The sequence below is a fragment of the Stenotrophomonas sp. GSD10 genome (assembly GCF_056172695.1).
Map to the genome: position 1 here is coordinate 1784395 of NZ_JAOCMC010000002.1, position 18598 is coordinate 1802992.

At 67.7% G+C, this 18598-nt stretch carries 19 protein-coding genes and 2 pseudogenes; all 21 read right to left on the reverse strand.

From position 1 onward, the window contains the following. Positions 1-31: 31 nt before the first annotated feature. The 21 genes and pseudogenes from fliP to fliD all read right to left on the reverse strand — a co-directional run bounded on the left by fliP (position 32) and on the right by fliD (position 18270). Positions 32-811 carry a flagellar type III secretion system pore protein FliP gene (gene fliP / locus N4G47_RS08460; protein ID WP_475286431.1) on the reverse strand — a complete coding sequence of 260 codons (780 nt, stop codon included), beginning with the start codon at positions 809-811 and terminating at the stop codon, positions 32-34. 1 nt (position 812) lies between these two features. Beyond that, positions 813-1220 carry a flagellar biosynthetic protein FliO gene (fliO, locus tag N4G47_RS08465; protein WP_475286432.1) on the reverse strand — a complete coding sequence of 136 codons (408 nt, stop codon included), beginning with the start codon at positions 1218-1220 and terminating at the stop codon, positions 813-815. Then, positions 1217-1552 carry a flagellar motor switch protein FliN gene (gene fliN, locus N4G47_RS08470; protein ID WP_005409543.1) on the reverse strand — a complete coding sequence of 112 codons (336 nt, stop codon included), beginning with the start codon at positions 1550-1552 and terminating at the stop codon, positions 1217-1219. The genes fliO and fliN overlap by 4 nt, the downstream gene beginning before the upstream one ends. After that, complete coding sequence (gene fliM, locus N4G47_RS08475; protein WP_057496435.1) at positions 1549-2553, reverse strand: flagellar motor switch protein FliM; 1005 nt, start codon at positions 2551-2553, stop codon at positions 1549-1551. The genes fliN and fliM overlap by 4 nt, the downstream gene beginning before the upstream one ends. A 10-nt stretch (positions 2554-2563) precedes the next feature. Beyond that, the gene (locus N4G47_RS08480) at positions 2564-3079 is read right to left on the reverse strand and encodes a flagellar basal body-associated FliL family protein (protein ID WP_107230449.1); all 516 of its coding nucleotides are present in this window, start codon (positions 3077-3079) and stop codon (positions 2564-2566) included. Positions 3080-3238: 159 nt separating this feature from the next. After that, complete coding sequence (locus tag N4G47_RS08485) at positions 3239-4033, reverse strand: flagellar hook-length control protein FliK (protein ID WP_475286434.1); 795 nt, start codon at positions 4031-4033, stop codon at positions 3239-3241. A 387-nt stretch (positions 4034-4420) separates the two neighbouring features. Next, positions 4421-4888 (reverse strand): flagellar export protein FliJ, encoded by a 468-nt coding sequence (fliJ, locus tag N4G47_RS08490; protein WP_475286436.1) that lies wholly within the window; start codon positions 4886-4888, stop codon positions 4421-4423. 3 nt (positions 4889-4891) lie between these two features. After that, a complete protein-coding gene (locus tag N4G47_RS08495) occupies positions 4892-6277 on the reverse strand; it encodes a FliI/YscN family ATPase (RefSeq protein WP_475286438.1) in 1386 nt (461 codons plus the stop codon). After that, a pseudogene (locus N4G47_RS08500) lies at positions 6274-6914 on the reverse strand (FliH/SctL family protein). Before N4G47_RS08500 ends, N4G47_RS08495 begins: the two are co-directional and overlap by 4 nt. Beyond that, positions 6911-7897, reverse strand: a complete 987-nt coding sequence (gene fliG, locus N4G47_RS08505) for a flagellar motor switch protein FliG (RefSeq protein ID WP_057496445.1) — start codon at positions 7895-7897, stop codon at positions 6911-6913. Before fliG ends, N4G47_RS08500 begins: the two are co-directional and overlap by 4 nt. Before the next feature lie 7 nt (positions 7898-7904). Next, a complete protein-coding gene (gene fliF / locus N4G47_RS08510) occupies positions 7905-9551 on the reverse strand; it encodes a flagellar basal-body MS-ring/collar protein FliF (RefSeq protein WP_107230454.1) in 1647 nt (548 codons plus the stop codon). Positions 9552-9564: 13 nt separating this feature from the next. Further along, the gene (gene fliE / locus N4G47_RS08515) at positions 9565-9930 is read right to left on the reverse strand and encodes a flagellar hook-basal body complex protein FliE (protein WP_107230455.1); all 366 of its coding nucleotides are present in this window, start codon (positions 9928-9930) and stop codon (positions 9565-9567) included. Between the two features lie 440 nt (positions 9931-10370). Beyond that, the gene (locus tag N4G47_RS08520; RefSeq protein ID WP_475286441.1) at positions 10371-10787 is read right to left on the reverse strand and encodes a hypothetical protein; all 417 of its coding nucleotides are present in this window, start codon (positions 10785-10787) and stop codon (positions 10371-10373) included. Positions 10788-10973: 186 nt separating this feature from the next. After that, the gene (locus tag N4G47_RS08525; protein ID WP_475286443.1) at positions 10974-12479 is read right to left on the reverse strand and encodes a sigma-54 dependent transcriptional regulator; all 1506 of its coding nucleotides are present in this window, start codon (positions 12477-12479) and stop codon (positions 10974-10976) included. Beyond that, positions 12476-12853, reverse strand: coding sequence for a response regulator (locus N4G47_RS08530; protein WP_010485922.1), 378 nt, complete (start codon positions 12851-12853; stop codon positions 12476-12478). Before N4G47_RS08530 ends, N4G47_RS08525 begins: the two co-directional genes overlap by 4 nt. Positions 12854-12867: 14 nt before the next feature. Continuing rightward, positions 12868-14276 (reverse strand): annotated as a pseudogene (gene rpoN / locus N4G47_RS08535) (RNA polymerase factor sigma-54). 447 nt (positions 14277-14723) lie between these two features. After that, a complete protein-coding gene (locus tag N4G47_RS08540) occupies positions 14724-15356 on the reverse strand; it encodes a response regulator (RefSeq protein ID WP_005413261.1) in 633 nt (210 codons plus the stop codon). A 91-nt stretch (positions 15357-15447) separates the two neighbouring features. Then, positions 15448-16020, reverse strand: a complete 573-nt coding sequence (locus tag N4G47_RS08545) for a PilZ domain-containing protein (protein WP_475286444.1) — start codon at positions 16018-16020, stop codon at positions 15448-15450. Continuing rightward, positions 16017-16310 (reverse strand): hypothetical protein, encoded by a 294-nt coding sequence (locus tag N4G47_RS08550; protein WP_107230461.1) that lies wholly within the window; start codon positions 16308-16310, stop codon positions 16017-16019. The genes N4G47_RS08545 and N4G47_RS08550 overlap by 4 nt, the downstream gene beginning before the upstream one ends. Beyond that, the gene (fliS, locus tag N4G47_RS08555) at positions 16307-16723 is read right to left on the reverse strand and encodes a flagellar export chaperone FliS (RefSeq protein WP_249844070.1); all 417 of its coding nucleotides are present in this window, start codon (positions 16721-16723) and stop codon (positions 16307-16309) included. The genes N4G47_RS08550 and fliS overlap by 4 nt, the downstream gene beginning before the upstream one ends. Before the next feature lie 128 nt (positions 16724-16851). Beyond that, complete coding sequence (gene fliD / locus N4G47_RS08560; protein WP_107230463.1) at positions 16852-18270, reverse strand: flagellar filament capping protein FliD; 1419 nt, start codon at positions 18268-18270, stop codon at positions 16852-16854. Positions 18271-18598 lie beyond the last annotated feature (328 nt).

Sequence of the window (18598 nt, forward strand, 5' to 3'; positions counted from 1 at the left end):
GACTGCTGTTGCTTGATCACGCCGGATTGAATCAGGCCGGATTGAAGCTGGCCGCCAGCGTGCCCACGGTCAGCACCCAGCCATCGACCAGCACGAACAGCAGGATCTTGAACGGGGCCGAGACCAGCATTGGCGACAGCATCATCATGCCCATCGACATCAGCACGCTGGCCACCACCAGGTCGATGATCACGAACGGAATGAAGATCAGGAAGCCGATCTCGAAGGCGGTCTTCAGTTCGCTGGTGACGAACGAGGCGACCAGCACCGGGAACGGAATCGCGTCGGGGCTGGCATAGGTGCCGTGCCCGGCGATGCCGGCAAAGGTCATCAGGTCGGTCTCGCGGATCTGCGCCAGCATGAACGCACGCAGCGGCTGGGTGGTCATCGTCCAGGCGGTCTGGAAGTCGATGTCACCGTTGAGGTAGGGCGCCATGCCCGTGCTCCAGGCTTTGTCCCAGGTGGGCAGCATGATCATTGCGGTAAGGAACAGGGCCAGGCCCAGCAGCACCTGGTTGGACGGCGTCTGCCCGGTGCCCAGTGCCTGCCGCAGCAGGCCCAGCACGATGATGATGCGGGTGAACGAGGTCAGCACCAGCAGCATCGACGGGATCAGGGTGATCGCCGTCATCAGCAGCAGGGTCTGCAACGGCAGGCTGACCGGCGCACCGCCGATCTTGCCCACGTTGATGTCCGGCAGCGGCGTGGCCGGCGCGCCGGGCGCGGCGAAGGCCAGCGCCGGCAACAGGCACAGGGCGAGCAGGATCAGCCACGGCATCAGCGCGGCGAAACGGGAACGGTTGACACGCATGTCAGGGGTCCTTGCGCAGCCGCTGCTGCAGCAGCTGGGCGAAATTCGGCAGGTTCTTGAAATCCGGCACGCGCACCGGCGCCGGGGGCGGCAGCGGTTCGGGCAGGGTGTGCAGGGTGTTGATGCCGCCGGCGGTCACGCCCAGCAGCAGCTGCTGGCCGTTGACCTCGACCACCACCACGCGTTCCTTGGCACCGACACTGAGGCTGGCCACCAGCTTCATGCCTTCGGCCGGGCGGAAGCCGCTGCCGGGCATGCGCTTGAGCAGCCAACCCAGGCCGATGACCAGGGCCAGCACCGCCAGCAGCGCCAGCACCGCACCGAACAGGCTGGGTGCGGCGGCCGCGTGCTGGCCGACCGGCGTGGCAGCCTTGCCGACCGCCAGCAGGGTGGAGGTCAGCGCGATCAACGCAGTCTCCGGATCCGTTCGCTCGGGCTGACCACATCGGTCAGGCGCACGCCGAAGCGGTCATTGATCACCACCACCTCACCGTGGGCGATCAGGGTGCCGTTGACGAATACGTCCAGCGATTCGCCGGCGCCGCGTTCCAGTTCCACCACCGAGCCCTGGTTGAGCTGCAGCAGGTTGCGGATCGGCAGTCGGGCGCGACCGACTTCCAGCGACAGGGTCACCGGCACGTCCAGGATCACGTCCAGGTTCAGGTCCGGGCCGTTCGCCTCGTCGGCCTGCAGGCTGCTGAACTGGGCCGGGGTGGGTTCGAGGGCGTCGATATCGTTCATTGCGGGTCTTCCTGGATGACGGGTACGCGCGGACGGGTGCCCGGCGGATGGGTAGCGGTGATCTTCACGGCGTTCATGCCGTTGGCGATGCCGAACTCACCGGTGAACACCGGGATGTTCTCCACGCACAGCGGCACCTGCGGGCTCAGCTCGATCGGCAGGATGTCGCCGACTTTCAGCTGGGTCAGGTCACGCAGGGTCATGCGCTTGCTGGCCAGCACGCTGGACAGGGTCACCTCGGCGACGTTGAGCTGTTCGCGCAGGGTCTGGCCCCAGCTCTCGTCGCGGTCGTTGCGGTCGCTCTGGATGCCGGCATCGAGCAGCTCGCGGATCGGCTCGAGCATCGAATAGGGCAGGGTGACGTGGATGTCGCCGCCGCCGCCGTCGAGCTCGACGTGCAGGCGGCAGACCACCACGTACTCGCGCGGCGTCACGATGTTGGCGAAGTGCGGATTGATTTCCGAGTTGATGTACTCGAAGTCGACATCCATCACCGGGGCCCAGGCTTCGCGCAGATCGGCGAAGGTCTGCTTGAGCAGCAGGTGGATCACCCGCATTTCGGTGGCGGTGAATTCGCGGCCTTCGATGCGGGTGGGGTAGCGCCCGTCGCCGCCGAAGAAGTTGTCGACGATGGCAAACACCAGGGTCGGTTCGAACACGATCAGGCCGGTGCCACGCAGCGGCTTGAAGCGGATCAGGTTCAGGTTGGTCGGCACATACAGCGAGTGCATGTAGTCGTTGAACTTGATCAGCTCGATGCCGCGCACCGACAGTTCAGCCGAACGCCGGATCAGGTTGAACAGGCCGATGCGCCACAGGCGCGCGAAGCGCTCGTGGACCATCTCCAGGGTGGGCATGCGACCGCGGATGATGCGGTCCTGGCTGGCGAAGTCGTACGAACGTGCCTCGCCCGAAGGCGGTTCCGCATCGGTCTCGACCGCGCCACTGTCCACACCGTGGAGCAGGGCATCGATCTCGTCCTGGGACAGCAGGTCATTCATCGGTGGGCCCTTACTGGGTCACGAAGCTGGTGAACAGCAGATCGTCGGCGCCGTTGCTGCCGGTCTCGGCCTTGAGCACTTTCTGCACTTCGGCCAGCGAGGCGGCCTGCAGTTTCTGCTTGCCGGCGATGTCGGCAATCTGGTCGGGGCTGACCTGCGAGAACAGCATCAGCAGCCGTGCACGGATGGCCGGCGCATGGGTCTTGATCGCTTCCAGCGCGGCCGGATCGCGGGTCATCAGCTGCACTTCCAGCTGCAGGTAGCGCGGGCCGTCAACGGGGCCATTGAGGTTGACCACGAAGGCCGGATCCAGCGCGAAGTACTGGGCCGGCGCCGGCGCAGCGGCCTTCTTCGGGGCCTGTGCGGCCTTCTCTTCATGCTTGGACTGGGTGAAGAACCAGACGCCGCCACCGGCGGCTGCGGCGGCCAGTACGGCCACCAGGGCGGTGATCAGGATCGGACTGCGCGGCTTGGCGGCCTTGTCCTTCTCGGCGGTCTTCTTGGTTTTGTCAGCGGCTGCGGCCACGGGGTGAAGCTCCTGAGGGTTGCTTCACCGGGATATGCAAGGGTGTGCCGAAGGTGGGGGCGAGGGGTGCGACGGATTTCCGTCGGGCAACGATCGGGTGGGTGCCAACCTGGGTCGGTATGGTGTTCTGGTAGGTGCCAACCTTGGTCGGCACACCTGTCAGGCGTAGGCGTCCAGCAACCCACGCTGGCGGATCATCTGCGCGGACGACATCCCGGCGTCGCCCGGCGACGGTTCTCCGTCACCCACCATGCCGCCGTTGCCGGTCTGCCCCGACGCTTGACCGTCACCGCCCGGTGATTGATGACCGACATCGGCATGGGCCAGCTGGAAGCCCTGTTCGCCCAGCAGTTCGCGCAGGCGCGGCAGGCTGCTTTCCAGTGCCTGGCGCACATCCACGTGCGGGCTGCTGAAGCTGGCGTGCACCTTGTCGCCGTTGAGCTGAAGGCGCACGTCCACCGGGCCCATGTCATCCGGACTGAGCCGGATATGAGCATGGCCGATCTTCTGGTCGGCCAGCCAGCCCAGGCGTGTGCCGATGGCCTGGTCGAAACCATCGTCGCCCAGCACCGGCTTCGGCGTCGGTTCGCCGTTGAAGATGGCGGTACCGGTGGCAAGCGCCGCCTTCAGTTCCTGCAGCGCCGCAGGGGCGGGTGCATGCAGGAGCGGGGTCGCGGCACGGTCGCCGATCGCGGTCAGGTCGCTGCCGTCGCCCTGCTCACCGCGCTTGCTGCCAGGCAGGACCAGCTCCGGCAAGGGCAAGGCGCCGGCATCGTCGGCGGTGGGCGCGGCAGTTGTGCTCGCGGTGGCCGATGCCGGTGCACCGGCAGCGGCGGCAATCGGCAAGGCCGGCGTGGTGGCCGACGCGGCGGTGTCGGGCAATGCGCCACCGTTGCTGGCAACGGCGGCGGTGGCGGCGGGCAGAGCTGCAGCCGGGTCAACCGGAACCGCCACGGCCAGCACCAGCCCGGCCAGACCCAGTGGGGGCCACGGCGCGTCGTCGCTGGCCAGCGCCTTGTCCTTGTCGGGGAGGACTCGGCCGTGCCCGGCGGCAACGGCGGCGCCGTGGTCGGTTCACTGCCAGCCGCGTCGGGTTCTGTGGTGCGCTCGTTGCGCGTACGCCCGTTGCCGTCCGAGGTCGCTGCCTGGCCCGATGTGGACGCGCTCGGCACGGACGGCGTATCGCCTGCCGTCGCCGTCGCCGTCGCCGTCGCCGATGGCGCGGGGCCCCCTGCAGCAGCTGGCTGAAATCCTTGCTGCTTTCATTGCGCGGGCCGCGGCCCGCAGCGGTGCCGGTGGCCGAGGGGGAAGCGCTGGCGCTGCCGGAAAGCGCGGTAGGCATCACGGGCGACCTCCCTGTTCATTGCCGTCCTGGTCTTCGTTCTGCACCAGGCGTGCACGGCGGGCACCGATATCGTCCATCTCGCGCTGGTCGCGGCGGTCGGTCACCACCTTTTCCTGTGCACGATAGCTGGCTGCCAGCTGTTCGAGCACGGCCTTGTCGCGGCTGGCCAGGATCAGCCGCGCACGCTCGGCTTCCACTTTCTCGCGGTTGCCGTTGACGGTGGCCTGCTGTTGTTCCACTGCACTGTCCAGCCGGTCGAGGAAGGCGCGGCGATTGAGCAGCTGCGCTGGGCTGGTGGCCGCCATCTGTGCGTTGGCGTACTCCTCGGCGTAGCGGCGCAGTTCGTCCAGTCGCGATAGATGGGTGTCGAGCACACGCTGGCGCTCGGCCAGGTCACGGGCCACCGCGTCCTCATGTTCCTGGGCCCGCTTGAGCAGGGGGTCGATGCGCTTGGACTGGTTCATGCCTTAATTCTCTTGTTCCACCAGGCGCTGCAGTGCCGCCTGGCTGTGCGGGAGATCTGCGGCCTTGGCAACGTCCTGGCCGAGGAATTCCATGATTTCCGGCCAGCGTTCCAGAGCTTCGTCGGTGGCCGCATCGTTGCCGCGCTGGTAGGCGCCGATGGCAATCAGGTCACGGTTGGCCGAGTAGGCCGAGACCAACCGCTTCAGCTTGCGGATGCGCAGGCGCCACGGCTCATCGGCGATTTCGGTGACCACGCGGCTGACCGACGATTCAACGTCGATGGCCGGGTACAGGCCACTGTCGGCCACGCGGCGCGACAGCAGGATATGGCCGTCAAGAATCGCGCGCGCCGCATCGGCAATCGGATCCTGCGGATCGTCGCCCTCGGTCAGCACGGTGTAGAACGCGGTGATCGAACCGCGGCCCTTGGCCCCGTTGCCAGCGCGTTCGACCAGCGCCGGCAGCTTGGCAAACACCGAGGGCGGATAGCCGCGGGTGGTCGGCGGTTCGCCCACCGACAGGCCGATCTCGCGCTGCGCCTGGGCGAAGCGGGTCAGCGAATCCATCAGCAACAGGACGTTCAGGCCCTGGTCGCGGAACCACTCGGCGATGGCGGTGGCGCGGTAGGCACCGTGCAGGCGCGCCAGCGGCGGCCGGTCGGCCGGGCTGGCCACCACCACCGCGCGGCGCAGGCCTTCTTCGCCCAGCGTGGTCTCGACGAAGTCGCGCACTTCGCGGCCTCGTTCACCGATCAGCCCGACCACGATCACATCGGCGGCGGTGTAGCGGGTCATCATGCCCAGCAGCGTCGATTTGCCAACGCCGGAGCCAGCGAACAGGCCGACACGCTGGCCACGTCCGATCGGCAGCAGCGCGTTGATCGCGCGCACGCCGACGTCCAGTGGCTGGGTGATCGGCTCGCGGGCCAGTGGATTGATCGACACGCCGGCCATGCCGACATGGCCTTCGGCGCGGATCGGCCCCTTGCCGTCCAGGGGCACGCCATCGCTGTCGATCACCCGGCCGAGCAGGCCTTCGCCCACTTCCACGCCACCGCGCCGCGCCGAGGGCACCACGCGTGCGTTGGGCAGCAGGCCGTGCAGTTCGGCGCTGGGCATCAGGTAGGTACGTTCGCCGGCGAAGCCGACCACCTCGGCATCGACCCAGCCGCCATCGACCACTTCCACCTTGCAGCTGGCGCCCAGCGGCGCCTCGCAGCCGACCGCTTCGAGCGTCAGCCCGACCGCGCGGCGCAGCACGCCCTCACGGATCAGGCCGCGGCCATGGGTGGTATCCACGCGCAGTCCTTCCAGGCGCCGGGCCAGGCGCAGGTTGCGTGCGACCGCCCAATCGGCCGGCGGCGGGGACGACAGGGGTTCGGGCGTCATGCGCTGGCTCCGGTCTGGCGGATCACCGCGTCCAGTGCGCCGCGCAGGCGCGCTTCCAGGGTGCCGTCGATGCGCACGGCTTCGGCGTGCACGCGCAGGTCGCCGCGGCTGAGGCTGGTGTCGGGCACCAGGCGCTGCTGCGAGGACAGACTGAGCAGGGGGCGAGGGCGGCGATATCGTCCGGGTGCAGCCGCACTTCCACTTCGCGGCTGCTGCCACCGACGGCATCGATGGCTTCACTGACCAGTTGCGCCAGCAGCGCCGGCTCGGCCTCGTAGGCGCGGCCGACCAGTGCACCGGCGATGCGCACCGCGAGTTCGCCCAGTGCGCCGACCACTTCGTTCTCCAGGCGCACCAGCGGGCGGCTGAAGTTGTCCAGGATGCCTTCGATCTGCGCGGCAAGCCGGCGGATCTCGGCCTGGCCCTGGCCATAGCCTTCGGCGTGGCCGTGCTCGAAGCCTTCCTTCTCGGCGCTGTCCTGGATGGCCTGGATTTCCTCCAGCGTGGGCAGCTGCAGCGGCGGCTCCGGTGTGTGGTCCGGGTCCGGTTCGGTCAGCTCGAAAGCATCTTGCGGGTCCAGCACTTGTTCGGGCCGGGCCAGCAGATCCGGGGCAAGCCAGCGCACGACGTTGCTCACAGCATGGCCTCCGCACTGCCACCGATGGTGACGGTGCCTTCATCGGCCATGCGCTTGACGATGGCCAGGATCTCGCGCTGCGCGCCTTCCACGTCGGACAGGCGCACCGGGCCACGGGCTTCCATGTCCTCCAGCAGGATCTCGGCCGCGCGCTGGGACATGTTGCGGGTGATCTTGTCGCGCACCTTGATGTCGGCACCACGCAGGGCCAGGCCCAGCCGCTCGCCGCTCACCTCGCGCAGCACCAGCTGCATCTCGCGGTCGTCCAGGTCGACCAGATCGTCGAACACGAACATCAGGTCCTGGATGCGGCCACTGAGCGGCGCATCGATGCGCGCGATCTCGCCCAGGATCGCCTGGTCCTGGCCGCTGTCCATGAAGTTGAGGATGTTGGCCGCACACTGCACGCCGCCGATGTTGGACGACTTCAGGTTCTGGTTGCCGGCGAACTGGCGCTCCATGATCTCGTTGAGCTCATTGAGTGCGTTCGGCGGAATGCCGTCGAGGGTGGCGATGCGCAGCAGCACGTCCACGCGGGTGCGGTCGGGCAGCAGCTTCAGCGCATCGGCGGCCTGGTCGGTCTCCAGGTGCGCCATCACGATGGCGATGATCTGCGGGTGCTCGTTGCGCACCAAGTCGGCCACCGCACGCGGGTCCATCCACTTCAGCGCGTCCAGGCCGGTGGTGTTGCGGCCGAGCAGGATGCGGTCGATCAGGTTGCCGGCCTTTTCGCTGCCCAGCGCCTGCACCAGCATGTTGCGGATGTAGTCATCCGAGCCCACGCCCAGCGAGGTCTTCGAGCCCAGTTCCTGGCCGAACTGGTCCATCACCCGCTCCACCTGCTCGCGGGTGATGTCGGTCATGGTGGCCATGGCGATGCCGATCTTCTGCACTTCCTTGGGCTCCATGTGGCGCAGCACTTCGGCTGCGTCCAGCTCACCCAGGGACAGCAGCAGCACGGCGGCGCGCTGCACGCCGGTCAATTGCGGCTCAGTCATTGGCCACCCAACCCTTGACCACCTGGGCCACACGCTTGGAGTCGGTCTTCACGGCTTCACGCGCCATCCGCAGTCGTTCCTCGTAAGAATCCACCGGCAGGGCCAGTGCATCCGGCCCTCCCAGGCTGGCCCGGTCCGCGCCCAGTGCCGGCAGCGGGAGGCCATCGTCGTCCACCAGCTGCACGTCCGCGGTGTGCGGCTCCAGTGCCTGGTTCTCGTTCTTCTTGCCCTGGCCGGTGATCGCACGCAGCGCCGGGCGCAGTACGCCGAACAGCAGCGCCAGTACCACCACGGCGCCCAGCAGCATGCGCCCGGCATCGTGCACCCAGGGCAGCTCCCACCAGGCCGGGCCTTCGACCGGGGTGGTGTCGCGCACGAACGGGGCGTTCATCACCGACACGGTGTCGCCGCGCTCGGCGTTGAAACCGACCGCCTGCTTGACCAGGGCCTCAACGCGGGTCAGTTCGGCGGCCGACAGCGGCTGCGGGCTGACCTTGCCGTTGGCACCGGCACGCGGCACGTTGTCCACCAGCACCGCCACCGAGACACGCTTGATGCGCCCGGCCGGCTGCCGGGTGTGCTGCAGGGTGCGGTCCAGCTCGTAGTTGCGGGTGGCGTTCTTGCTGCTTTCGGTCGGCGCCTGCGCGGTGGCGGGGGCGGCCTGCTGGCCCGGCGGGCTGTTGCTGGTCGCGCCCGGCACGCCCTGCGGGCCCGGGGTGCTGGTGGTGTTCTCGCTCATCTGCTCGCTGCGCAGCTTCTGCGGTTCACCGTTGTAGAGTTCGCGGGCTTCCTCGGTCACCGAGAAGTCCATGTCCACGCTCACTTCCGGATTGACGCGGCCGGGGCCGGTCATCGGTTCCAGCAGTTCGCGGATGCGCTGGTTGAACGAGGTTTCCTGGCGGCGCACCTGCTCGAACTGTGCGGCGTTGACGGCCGCTTCGCTGTTCGGATCGCTGACGCTGAGCATGCGCCCGCTCTGGTCGACCACCGTCACGCGTTCGGGCGCCAGGTCGGGAATGCTGGCTGCCACCATGTGCACGATGGCGTCCACCTGGCTGCGTTCCAGCTGCTGGCCGCCACGCAGTTCCAGGGTGACCGAGGCACTGGCCACGTCGCGCTGGCGGGTGAAGGCGCTGGGCTTGGGAATGGCCAGGTGCACGCGTGAGTCGCGCACCGGGCGCAGCGTGTTGATGGTGCGCGACAGCTCGGTTTCCAGCGCGTGCTGGTAGCGAGCGCTTTCCACGAACTGGCTGACGCCGAAGCCGGGATCGCGTTCCATCAGCTCGAAGCCCAGCTTGCCGCTGTCGGTCAGGCCGGAGCCGGCCAGCTTCAGGCGGGCATCGTGCAGGTTCTTTTCCGGCACGGTGATGCCACCGGTGGCCGGATCGAGGGCGAACGGAATCTGCGCGGCGCGCAGCAGGTCGGTGGCTTCAGCGGTGGCCTTCTGGTCCAGGCCGGTGTAGAGCGGCACCATGCCCGGCTTCTGCGACCAGAAGAACACGGCCAGGCCCGCCGCCACCGCCACGGCGATCATTGCCATCAGGCCGAGCCGACGGGTGATCTGAAGGCTCTGCAGGCGGTCGAACCATTGCCCGGCCTTCTCGGCGTTCAGGCTGTCCTTGGAAAGCGTCAGTGCCATGCGTCAACGTTCCTTACAGCGGCATGTTCATCACGTCCTGGTAGGCCTGGACGAGACGGTTGCGGACTTCCACGGTGGCGCGGAAGGCGATCTGGGACTGCTGCGAGGCGACCATCACCTTGGCCAGGTCGGCGCTGGGGTCGCCCAGTTCGAAGGCCTTGGCCAGCGCGCCGGATTTCTGCTGCGCATCGTTGACGCCGGCGATCGCACCGCGCAGGGTCTCGGTGAAGCTGGCCGGCTGCGCCTGCGGGGCATCCAGGACCGCTCCCGGCAGGGCATTGCTGCGCGGCGCTTCGGCCAGCGGGTTGAGTGCCGGCTGTCCCATCTGGGTCTGATAGGAGCGGATCTGCGAAAGGATCGACGTGACGGAGTGGGACATCTGCAACGGTTCCAGAAACAGGGGATGGGGTTGTCTGCTGGAGCAGGTGCAAGTGCCGTGCCGAAACCGGTTTTCGATTCAGTGAAGTGAGGGTGGGGGTGTGTTTTGCGGGGTTGCACCCTGCTCCCGCGGTAGTGCCGGCCGCTGGCCGGCAACCTCAACAGCAACAGCTGGGCTTTCCGTGGGATGGCGGGGTGGGTCCGGTTGCGGGGGACGCCGTAAATCCGTCCCTGGGGCTCGGTCGCGCCATCCATGGCGCTCACGCTCCCGCAACCGGACCCACCCCGCCTTCGACAGTTGGCCGCGATCTGTTGGAACCTGCTGCTGATGGTGGGTGCCGACCGTTGGTCGGCACTAATCGGATGGGGTCAGATCCCGTTGCAACGCAGCGGGCTCTGACCCCGGTCGTGGCGCCATTTAACCGGCGTCGGTTTTCTGGCCTACGGCTGCAGGGTCCAGCGGCCGGAATTCTGGCGCTGGCGCGGTGCGATGGGGCCGTCGTGCTGGGTGTAGATGAAACGGCCCTGGCGATCGCTCAGGCAGGTCAGCAGCAGGGTGTAGTGGGCGGGGCCGCCCGGGTGGGCCTCGGTCATCTGGATTTCCGCGATATGCGGCGCCAGGCGCTGATAGCGGTAGCTGCCGCCGATGCGCAGGTCGGTGCCGAGGATTTCCAGCACGTACTGGCTGCCGGCGAAGCTGACCTGCACCATGCGCCCGGCGTTGGGGTTGTCGGGCGCATACAGCGGGTCGCTGAGGTTGGTGAACTGGCGCTGGTCCAGCGTGGCGGGCAGGGTGCAGTTGGCGGCGGCAGCCAGGGTCGGGCAGAGCAGGGCGGTGAGCAGGGTAAGGCGTTGCACGATGGAACCTCCTTAGGAGTGTTCCTGCCATGCTCCGCATCGCAGCTGCGTTGTCTTTAGGAAAACGTGCAAATGCATCGGGGTCAGATCCCTTTCGGCAGGAAAGGGATCTGACCCCGGGTTCTGGAAACACCAACGCCCGGGCAAGCCCAGGCGTTCGTGCCCCCTTCATGCGGGTGACGCAGTTCAGCTGGCCAGTTCGGCCTGCTCGCGTTCGATGCCGTACTTGCGCAGCTTTTCCACCAGGGTGGTGCGGCGCAGGCCAAGCAGCTGGGCGGCGTGGGCGACGACGCCCTGGGTGCGTTCCAGTGCTTCGTTGATCAGGCCCAGTTCGATGTTGGCCATGTGGTTGCGCAGGTCCAGGCCGTCATCGGGCAATGCCGCCGGTGCGGCGGCGCGATTGACCGCGATGCCGTGTTCCAGCGCCGGTTGGTTGCCACTGCCCGGGGTGTGGAACGAGAAGCTGCGCAGGTCCAGGCGTTCTTCACTGGCCACCGGCGGCGCCGGAGCCGCAACCGGGGCGACAGCCAGTGCGGTATCGCCACGGTAGCGGGCCGGCAGGTCCTGCACGCGCACCGAACCGCCCGGATGCAGCACCGCCAGGCGCTCGACCAGGTTGGTCAGTTCGCGCACGTTGCCCGGCCATTCGTAGCCGGCCAGGGCCTGCAGGGCCTCCGCGGTGAAGCGCACTTCGCCACGGCCGGTGCGGGCCAGCTGCGCGGCGATGGTTTCCACCAGCGCGGGCAGGTCCTCGCGGCGTTCGCGCAGGGCCGGCACGTCGATGGGGAACACGTTCAGGCGGTAGAACAGATCCTCGCGGAACTTGCCCTCGGCAATGCGGGTTTCCAGGTCGCGATGGGTCGCGGCGACCACGCGCACATTGCAGCGGATGGTCTGGTTGCCGCCCACCCGCTCGAAGCTGCGTTCCTGCAGCACGCGCAGCAGCTTGACCTGCATCGGCAGGCTCATGTCGCCGATTTCATCCAGCAGCAGGGTGCCGCCCTCGGCCATTTCGAAACGGCCTTTGCGCGCGGTCAGTGCGCCGGTGAAAGCGCCCTTCTCGTGGCCGAACAGTTCGCTTTCCAGCAGGTCGGCCGGAATGGCACCGCAGTTGATCGCCACGAACGGGCCATCACGACGCGGCGAGCGCTGGTGGATCGCACGCGAGACCACTTCCTTGCCGGTGCCCGATTCGCCCAGCACGAGCACGGTGGTATCGAACGCGGCCACCTGCTCGATCATGGTGCGCAGTTCGGTAACGGCCGGGCCATTGCCGGTCGGTCCCTGGTCCTGCACGGCACCGGCCTGGTGCTCGGCATCCAGGCGCTTGAGGCTGGCGCGGCGCAGCAGGGCTTCCATCTGCGCGTGACGCAGTGGCGTTTCCAGCGACCAGATGTTGGCTTCGTGCAGGCCATGCAGCTGCGCGAAGGCAGCGGCATCACCATCGGCCAGCAGCACCGGTGGCGGCAGGCTGCTGCCGCCCAGCCAGTGGTACAGCGCCGTGCTGGCGGCGCTGTCGTCCAGGCTGCCGACGATCACCGCCATCCAGTCGTTCTGGCGCTGCCGGCCCAGGTCGAAGTCTGCCGCGTCGGAAACCCAGCGCGGATTGAAGTCCATGAATTCCAGCAGGGCAACGGTGCGCTCGGCGCGCACGGCGTCGTTGTCCAGCACCAGGATGCGCGATTCGCTCACGATCGATCCTCCCTGAGGCCTTCCAGGATCGGCATGACTTCCTGGATGTAGGACAGCTTGCTGACGAAATTGTCGGCGCCGGCGCGCAGCGCGTGTTCGCGGTGCTCGGCGTCGTCGAAGTGGCTGGCGATCACGATGTAGGGGGCATCGTCCTGCGACTTGATCAGGCGGGTGGCCTGCAGGCCGCCCATTTCCGGCATGGCCAGGTCCATCAGCACCACCTGCGGGCGCAGCGTCTCCGAACGTTCGATGGCTTCCAGGCCGTTGCCGGCACTGCCGACGATCTGCAGCCAGTCGATCTTGCGGAAATGACGCATCGCCGCATTGATGAAGCCCTCGTGGTCATCGACCAGCAGGACCGTGAGCTTGTTCATGTCCAACATCCTTTTCAGCCCACCCGGGCCAGCTGCGGTTGCCTGGCGCTGAGCCGGCGCCGTTCGCGGGCCGGGGCGATATCCAGTTGTTCTCGGTATTTTGCGACGGTTCGGCGTGCAATGTTCACCCCTGGCGTGACAGCAGGCCGGCGATGGCCTCATCGGCCAGCGGGCGGCCGGCCGGCTCGGCGTCGATCAGGCGCCGGACCATGGCCTTGACCGCCTGGCCGGAGACGCTGGCACCTTCCAGGCGCACGGCGAAGAAGTGCTTCAGTTCGAAGGTGCCGCGCGGGGTCTGCAGGAACTTGCCGGTGGTGATGCGCGAGACGGTGGACTCGTGCATGCCGATCTCCTCGGCCACTTCCTTCAGGGTCAGTGGCGCCATGGCTTCCTCGCCACGCACCAGGAACGCGGCTTGGCGCTCGACGATCACCCGCGCGGTGCGCAGCAGCGTGTCATAGCGCATCGACAGGCCGCGGCTGAACCAGCGTGCTTCCTGCAGCATCTCGCGCAGCGCCGGGGCGGCCTCGCTGCTGTCGGCCAGCGCCTGTTCGTACTGGCTGTTGATCGAGACGCGGCGGCTGGTGGCCGGGTTCAGCGCCACCTTCCATTGATTGTCGGCATGCCAGGCGACCACGTCCGGTACCACCACGGCGTTGCGCTCGGGCAGCAGGCTGTCGCCCGGGCGCGGTTGCAGCGAGAGGATCAGGCGCACCGCCTCGCGCACGTCGTCGATCTCGGCGTCGTGCTGGCGGGCGAGGGCGGGGTAGTCATGCGCGGCCAGCGCGTCCAGTGCGCCGTCCAGGATGCGCACGGCCAGGTGCCGCGCAGGCACCACGCCATGCAGGCTGCGCAGCTGCGCCAACAGGCCCTCGCGCAGATCCTGCGCGGCCATGCCGGCCGGCTCGCCATGCAGCAGCTGCTGGCGGATGGCTTCCACGCCGTCGGCGGCGATGTCGAACTGTGCACTGGCCAGCAGCTGCAGCTGGTCCAGCGGTGCCTGCAGATAGCCGGCCTCGTCACAATGGTCCAGCCAGAACGCCGCCACCGCCAGCTGGCGATCGTCCATGTCCAGCGACAGGCGCTGCAGCACGCGCAGCTGCGGATCGCTCGATTCGCCTGCGGCGATGCGCGCCATGCGGTCGTCATCACCGTCCTGCCAGCTGGCGCCGGTGACATCCCACATCGACGACTCGGGCAGTTCGTCGAAGGCGGCGGTGTCCAGCGTGGTGGCGCTGGCATCGTTGGCGTCGGCGGCAGGCGTTTCGGCCTCTTCGATCTCCAGCAGCGGGTTGGAGTCCAGCAGGCGCTGGATTTCCTGTTCCAGGTGCAGGCCATCGAGCTGCAGCAGCCGGATCGACTGCAGCAGCTGCGGGGTGAGGTGAAGTTGTTGGCCCAGCTGGGTCGAGAGTGCAGCCTTCATCGTGGTTCCCCGGCACCGCTCCCCGGCGCCTTGTGGAACGCATCTTGCTTTTCATCCGGCGCAGGCGGAATCGGGGGTTCCTGAGGGGCTTGGTGGTTGTCCCGACAGCGTGTAGGGAAACCCCCTACAAGGGCGCGGGATATTGACGAAGGTCGCCGCCAAGTCATTGATTGGCCGTGGAGACGAGGCAGGATCCGCTGTGGGTGGTGTACGGATTCCTGTCGGGGCGCGTCGGGGCGACGGGATTTCGTCGCCGATGCCGGGTGTCGCGCGTTGGTAGAGTCGACTGCCGGTAGAGTCGACTGCCGGTAGAGTCGACCGCCGGTAGAGTCGACTGTTAGTCGACTGCTCTCCAACCGCCCCAGCAAAAATCCCGCGCTCCGCGCGCAAGTCGACTGACAGTCGACTCTACCGGGCATTTTTTCCGCCGACCAATGCTGGCGCAGATCACTCCAGCTCGTGCTGGTGGCGCGCGGCCAGCAGCAGCAGATCATTGGCGCGGCGGCAGCCCAGTGATTCCATCATGCGCGCACGATGGGTCTCCACGGTCTTGACGCTGATGCCAAGATCGGCGGCGATTTCCTTGTTGCTCTCACCCTTGCCGATGCGGCGCAGGATCTCGCGCTGGCGCGGTGACAATGCGGCGATGCCGGTGGGCTTCTCGCGGCCGAGCATCGGTGCCAGCATCTTGGCCGAGATCTGCGGGCTCAGGAACACCTGGCCGGCATGCGCGGCACGCAGCGCCAGCTCAAGTTCCTGCGGCGCCGCGTCCTTGACCACGAAACCCACCGCGCCGCGATCCAAAGCATCGCGGACATGGGCGGCGTCGTCGTGCATGGTCATCATCACCACCCGGGTGCCAGGGGCGCGCAGGCGGATATCGCTGAGCGCCTCAAGGCCGGTCCGGCCGGGCAGGGACAGGTCCATCAGCACCACGTCCGGTGCGTGCTGCAGGGCCAGTTGAAGTGCCTGCTCGGCGTTGCTGGCCTCAGCGACCAGCTGCACGTCGGCAAACCCCTGCAGCAGCCGCGCCAGGCCGGCACGGACGAGGGTGTGATCGTCGACGATGAGAACTCGCACAGGCACGCAGCAGATCCGTCCAGGGGAGCCCACCTTAACTTAGCTGAACGGGCGCGCCAAGGGTTGACCTTCGCGCACCCGCAGGCACGATTCAACGGGCGCGACGCGCCTCGGCCACCTGCCGGCGGTGCAGGCGGAACAGGTGCCGCTCCATGGCCATCTCCAGGCCATCGCCCAGCCGCTGGAAGCGCAGCCACAGGACACCACTGCCGTCGGCGGCTTCGGCCACCACTTCCACCGGCAGGTCGATGTGATCGGGCAACCAGTCGCTGGGTTGCAGGCGGACCACCCCGGCCTGACCCGCGCTGGCGCCACTGCGCGGGCCGAGCTGGAGGCGGATGCCGCGGCGTGACCAGCGCACCGGGCGCAGCGTGAGTTCCTGGCCCTGCTGGCGCACCAGGCGGCCCAGCAGCACCATCGCCAGGTCGAGCTTGGCTTCCACGCGCTGCAGCTGCAGGCTGGCTTCGCTGCGTTCTTCGTGCTCGTCGATGCGGCTGTCCTCCACCAGCGCCAGGCTGCGCAGCAGCCCTTCGGCGCTGCTGGTACGGCCCGCCGCGCTGCCGGCCTGGAACTCGGCCGGAAGGGCCAGCTCGCAGCTCAGGGTCTCATCGAACAGTTCGCTCTCGGCCGGATGATGCAGCGAGGTGGTGGGCAGCAGGGTCATACCAGCGATTCTGCCTGCAGGTAGGCATGCGCCGCGCGAAGAGAGCGCTGGCCATCGTTCATCAGTGCCGCCACCGCATCGCGGCGCTGGCGCAGCAGGCCCAGCAGGTTCTGCTGGCGTTCGAACAGTGCCGTGAGCGGGGCGTGGTCGGCCGCGGTCAGCGGTTGGCTGAGCAGGGCATGCAGGGTGCTGTCATGGCCATCGAGCAGGCTGTCGGCCTGGTCGAACGTGTCCTCGCCCAGCGCCTTCTCGAAGGCATCCAGCTGCGCGTGCAGTTCGTGCAGGCTCATGGTGCCACCGCGGCCGGGCGGCGCTGTTCCTGCGGAATCGCGTTCCAGGCGCTGTCGATCTCGCCGAGCAGCTGCAGGGCCTCGTCCAGCGCGGCACGGTCATTGTGCAGGTTGGCTTCGGTGAGGCGCTGCAGCACGTAGTCGTAGAGCGAGGAAAGATTGGCGGCGATCTCGCCACCGGCTTCGTGATCCAGCGAGCCATTGAGGTGGCCGACGATCGCACAGACTTCGCCGATCGCTTTGCCCTTGCCGGCCTGGTCGCCGCGTTCCAGGCTGGCCAGGGCGCGGCGCACGCGCTCCAGCGCGCCGGCCAGCAGCATCGCCACCAGCTTGTGCGGATCGGCATCGGCGACCGCGCTGGTTACACCCACCTGGCGGTATTGCTCGGCGTACTGACGGCTGGAACCGTACATTCGTGATTCTCCTTGCGCTGGGCGCCGCCGGGCGATCAGGGTGATCGCAGCCGACGGCCCGGCGATGATTGCTGTTGCGTCCGTTATCGGTGCGTTGCGCGCCAAACTTGAGCGCTGCACACGCGTTGTCAGCGATTCAACTGCGCCAGCTGCTGCTGCAGTGCGGTGTTGCTCTGCTGCAGCTTGCCCATCAGGCTGTCCAGCGCGATGAACTGCTTCTTGTAGCGCTCTTCCACGCTCTTCATGCGCGTGTCGAGGTCCTTGCGGCGCTTGTCGATGTTGTCCAGGGTGGTGTTCAGGCCCTTGGTGCGTGCAACAAAGGCGCCTTCCTTGCCGACCGTGGTGCTCACGTAGCCGTCCACCAGCGAGTACAGCTGGCCAGCGCCGCCGGTGTCACCGGTAATCGCCTGGCGCACCTTCTCCGGCTGGGCGGCCAGGGTGGCTGCGAACTTGGTGGTATCCAGCACCAGGCTGCCGTCGGCATTGGGGTAGCCGCGGGTCTGCAGGCCGATCGCCTTCGGGTCCAGCCCGGAGGCGGAAAGCTCCTTCAGCACGCCGGCCATCACCGAACGCAGCTGGCTGGAGGCACCGCGCATCTGGGCATCGCCGGTCAGGGCCGATGCTTCCTTGGTCTTGGCGTCGTACTTGGTTTCCGAGTTGATCGCCGCGATCGCCGCGTTGTAGGCGGTCACGAACTCCTGCATCACCTTGGTCGCCGCAGTGGTGTCGGTGCTGATCACCACGGTGCTCTTGCCGGGCACCTTCAGGTTCAGGGTCAGGCCCGGAACGGCATCGGCCACGGTGTTGCTGGCGCTGACCACCTTGACGCCATCGATGGTCAGTTCGGCATCGGCGGCTGGGGTGTTCTGCTTCAGGCTGCCGACCAGCGCGCCCAGCTTCGGGTCGCTGCCGCCGTACTCGAGCTTGATGGCGTTGGCCGCGCCGGTCTTTTCCTGGGCGATCGACAGGTACTGGTTGTCACCGGAGGTGATCAGCGTGGCCTGCACGCCTTCCTTGCGGCCGGCGGCATCGATCTTGTTGCGGATGGTGGTCAGCGTATCGCCGTCCTCCACCTCCACGTTCATGGTCTTGGCCTTGTCACCGACACCCACGGTCAGCGTCAAGGTCCCGGCACCGAAGGTGTCGGTTTTCGGCACCGAGGTGTCGGCGATCAGCTTGTGGGCGGTGGCCAGCGAGGTCACATCGACGATGTGCGTGCCATTGGAGGCGGCGGCCTTGGTCGTGCCCAGGTCGTACAGCGCCACCGAGGCGGTCAGCACGTCCTCGGCATTGTTGAGGCCGGCCTTGCCCGAGGCGGTCACGGTGCGGGTGTCGAAGGCGGTGGTGGCCTTCAGCGCGGTCAGCGCGGTCTTCAGCTTGTCGAAGGCCGAGGTGACGGTGCCGATCGACGACAACTGCATCTTGGTCTTGGACTGCTGCAGGTTCAGCGCATTGTCGGCGGGCTTGCGGTCTGCCGCGACCAGCTGGTTGACGATGTCCGAGATGTTCAGTCCCGAGCCAATGCCACCGTATCCAAAGTCTGCCACGTCGTTTCTCCTGGTATCCGGGCCTGGCCGCGGTGCGGTGGCCCGTCGTCAACGAAAATAGCGGCCTGCGCCGCTGGGTCTTGAGGACTTCGTTGATGCATGCGCCGTGCCAACGCTCTGGCGGCGGGTTCTGGCACGCAGGTTGCAGGAGGGATGGGGCAGGGTGCGGGTGGGTTCACCGCAGGCTGCCGGGGGTCTGCAAAAACCCTCCCCCAATGCAGGGGAGGGATCAGGCTACTGACAATCGGGGGAGACGAAGCCGCCCGGTACGTACAGTCAAGAGTACAGCGCTGAAAGAGAGGTCCGCAGGGGCGGGCGATGCCAAGCC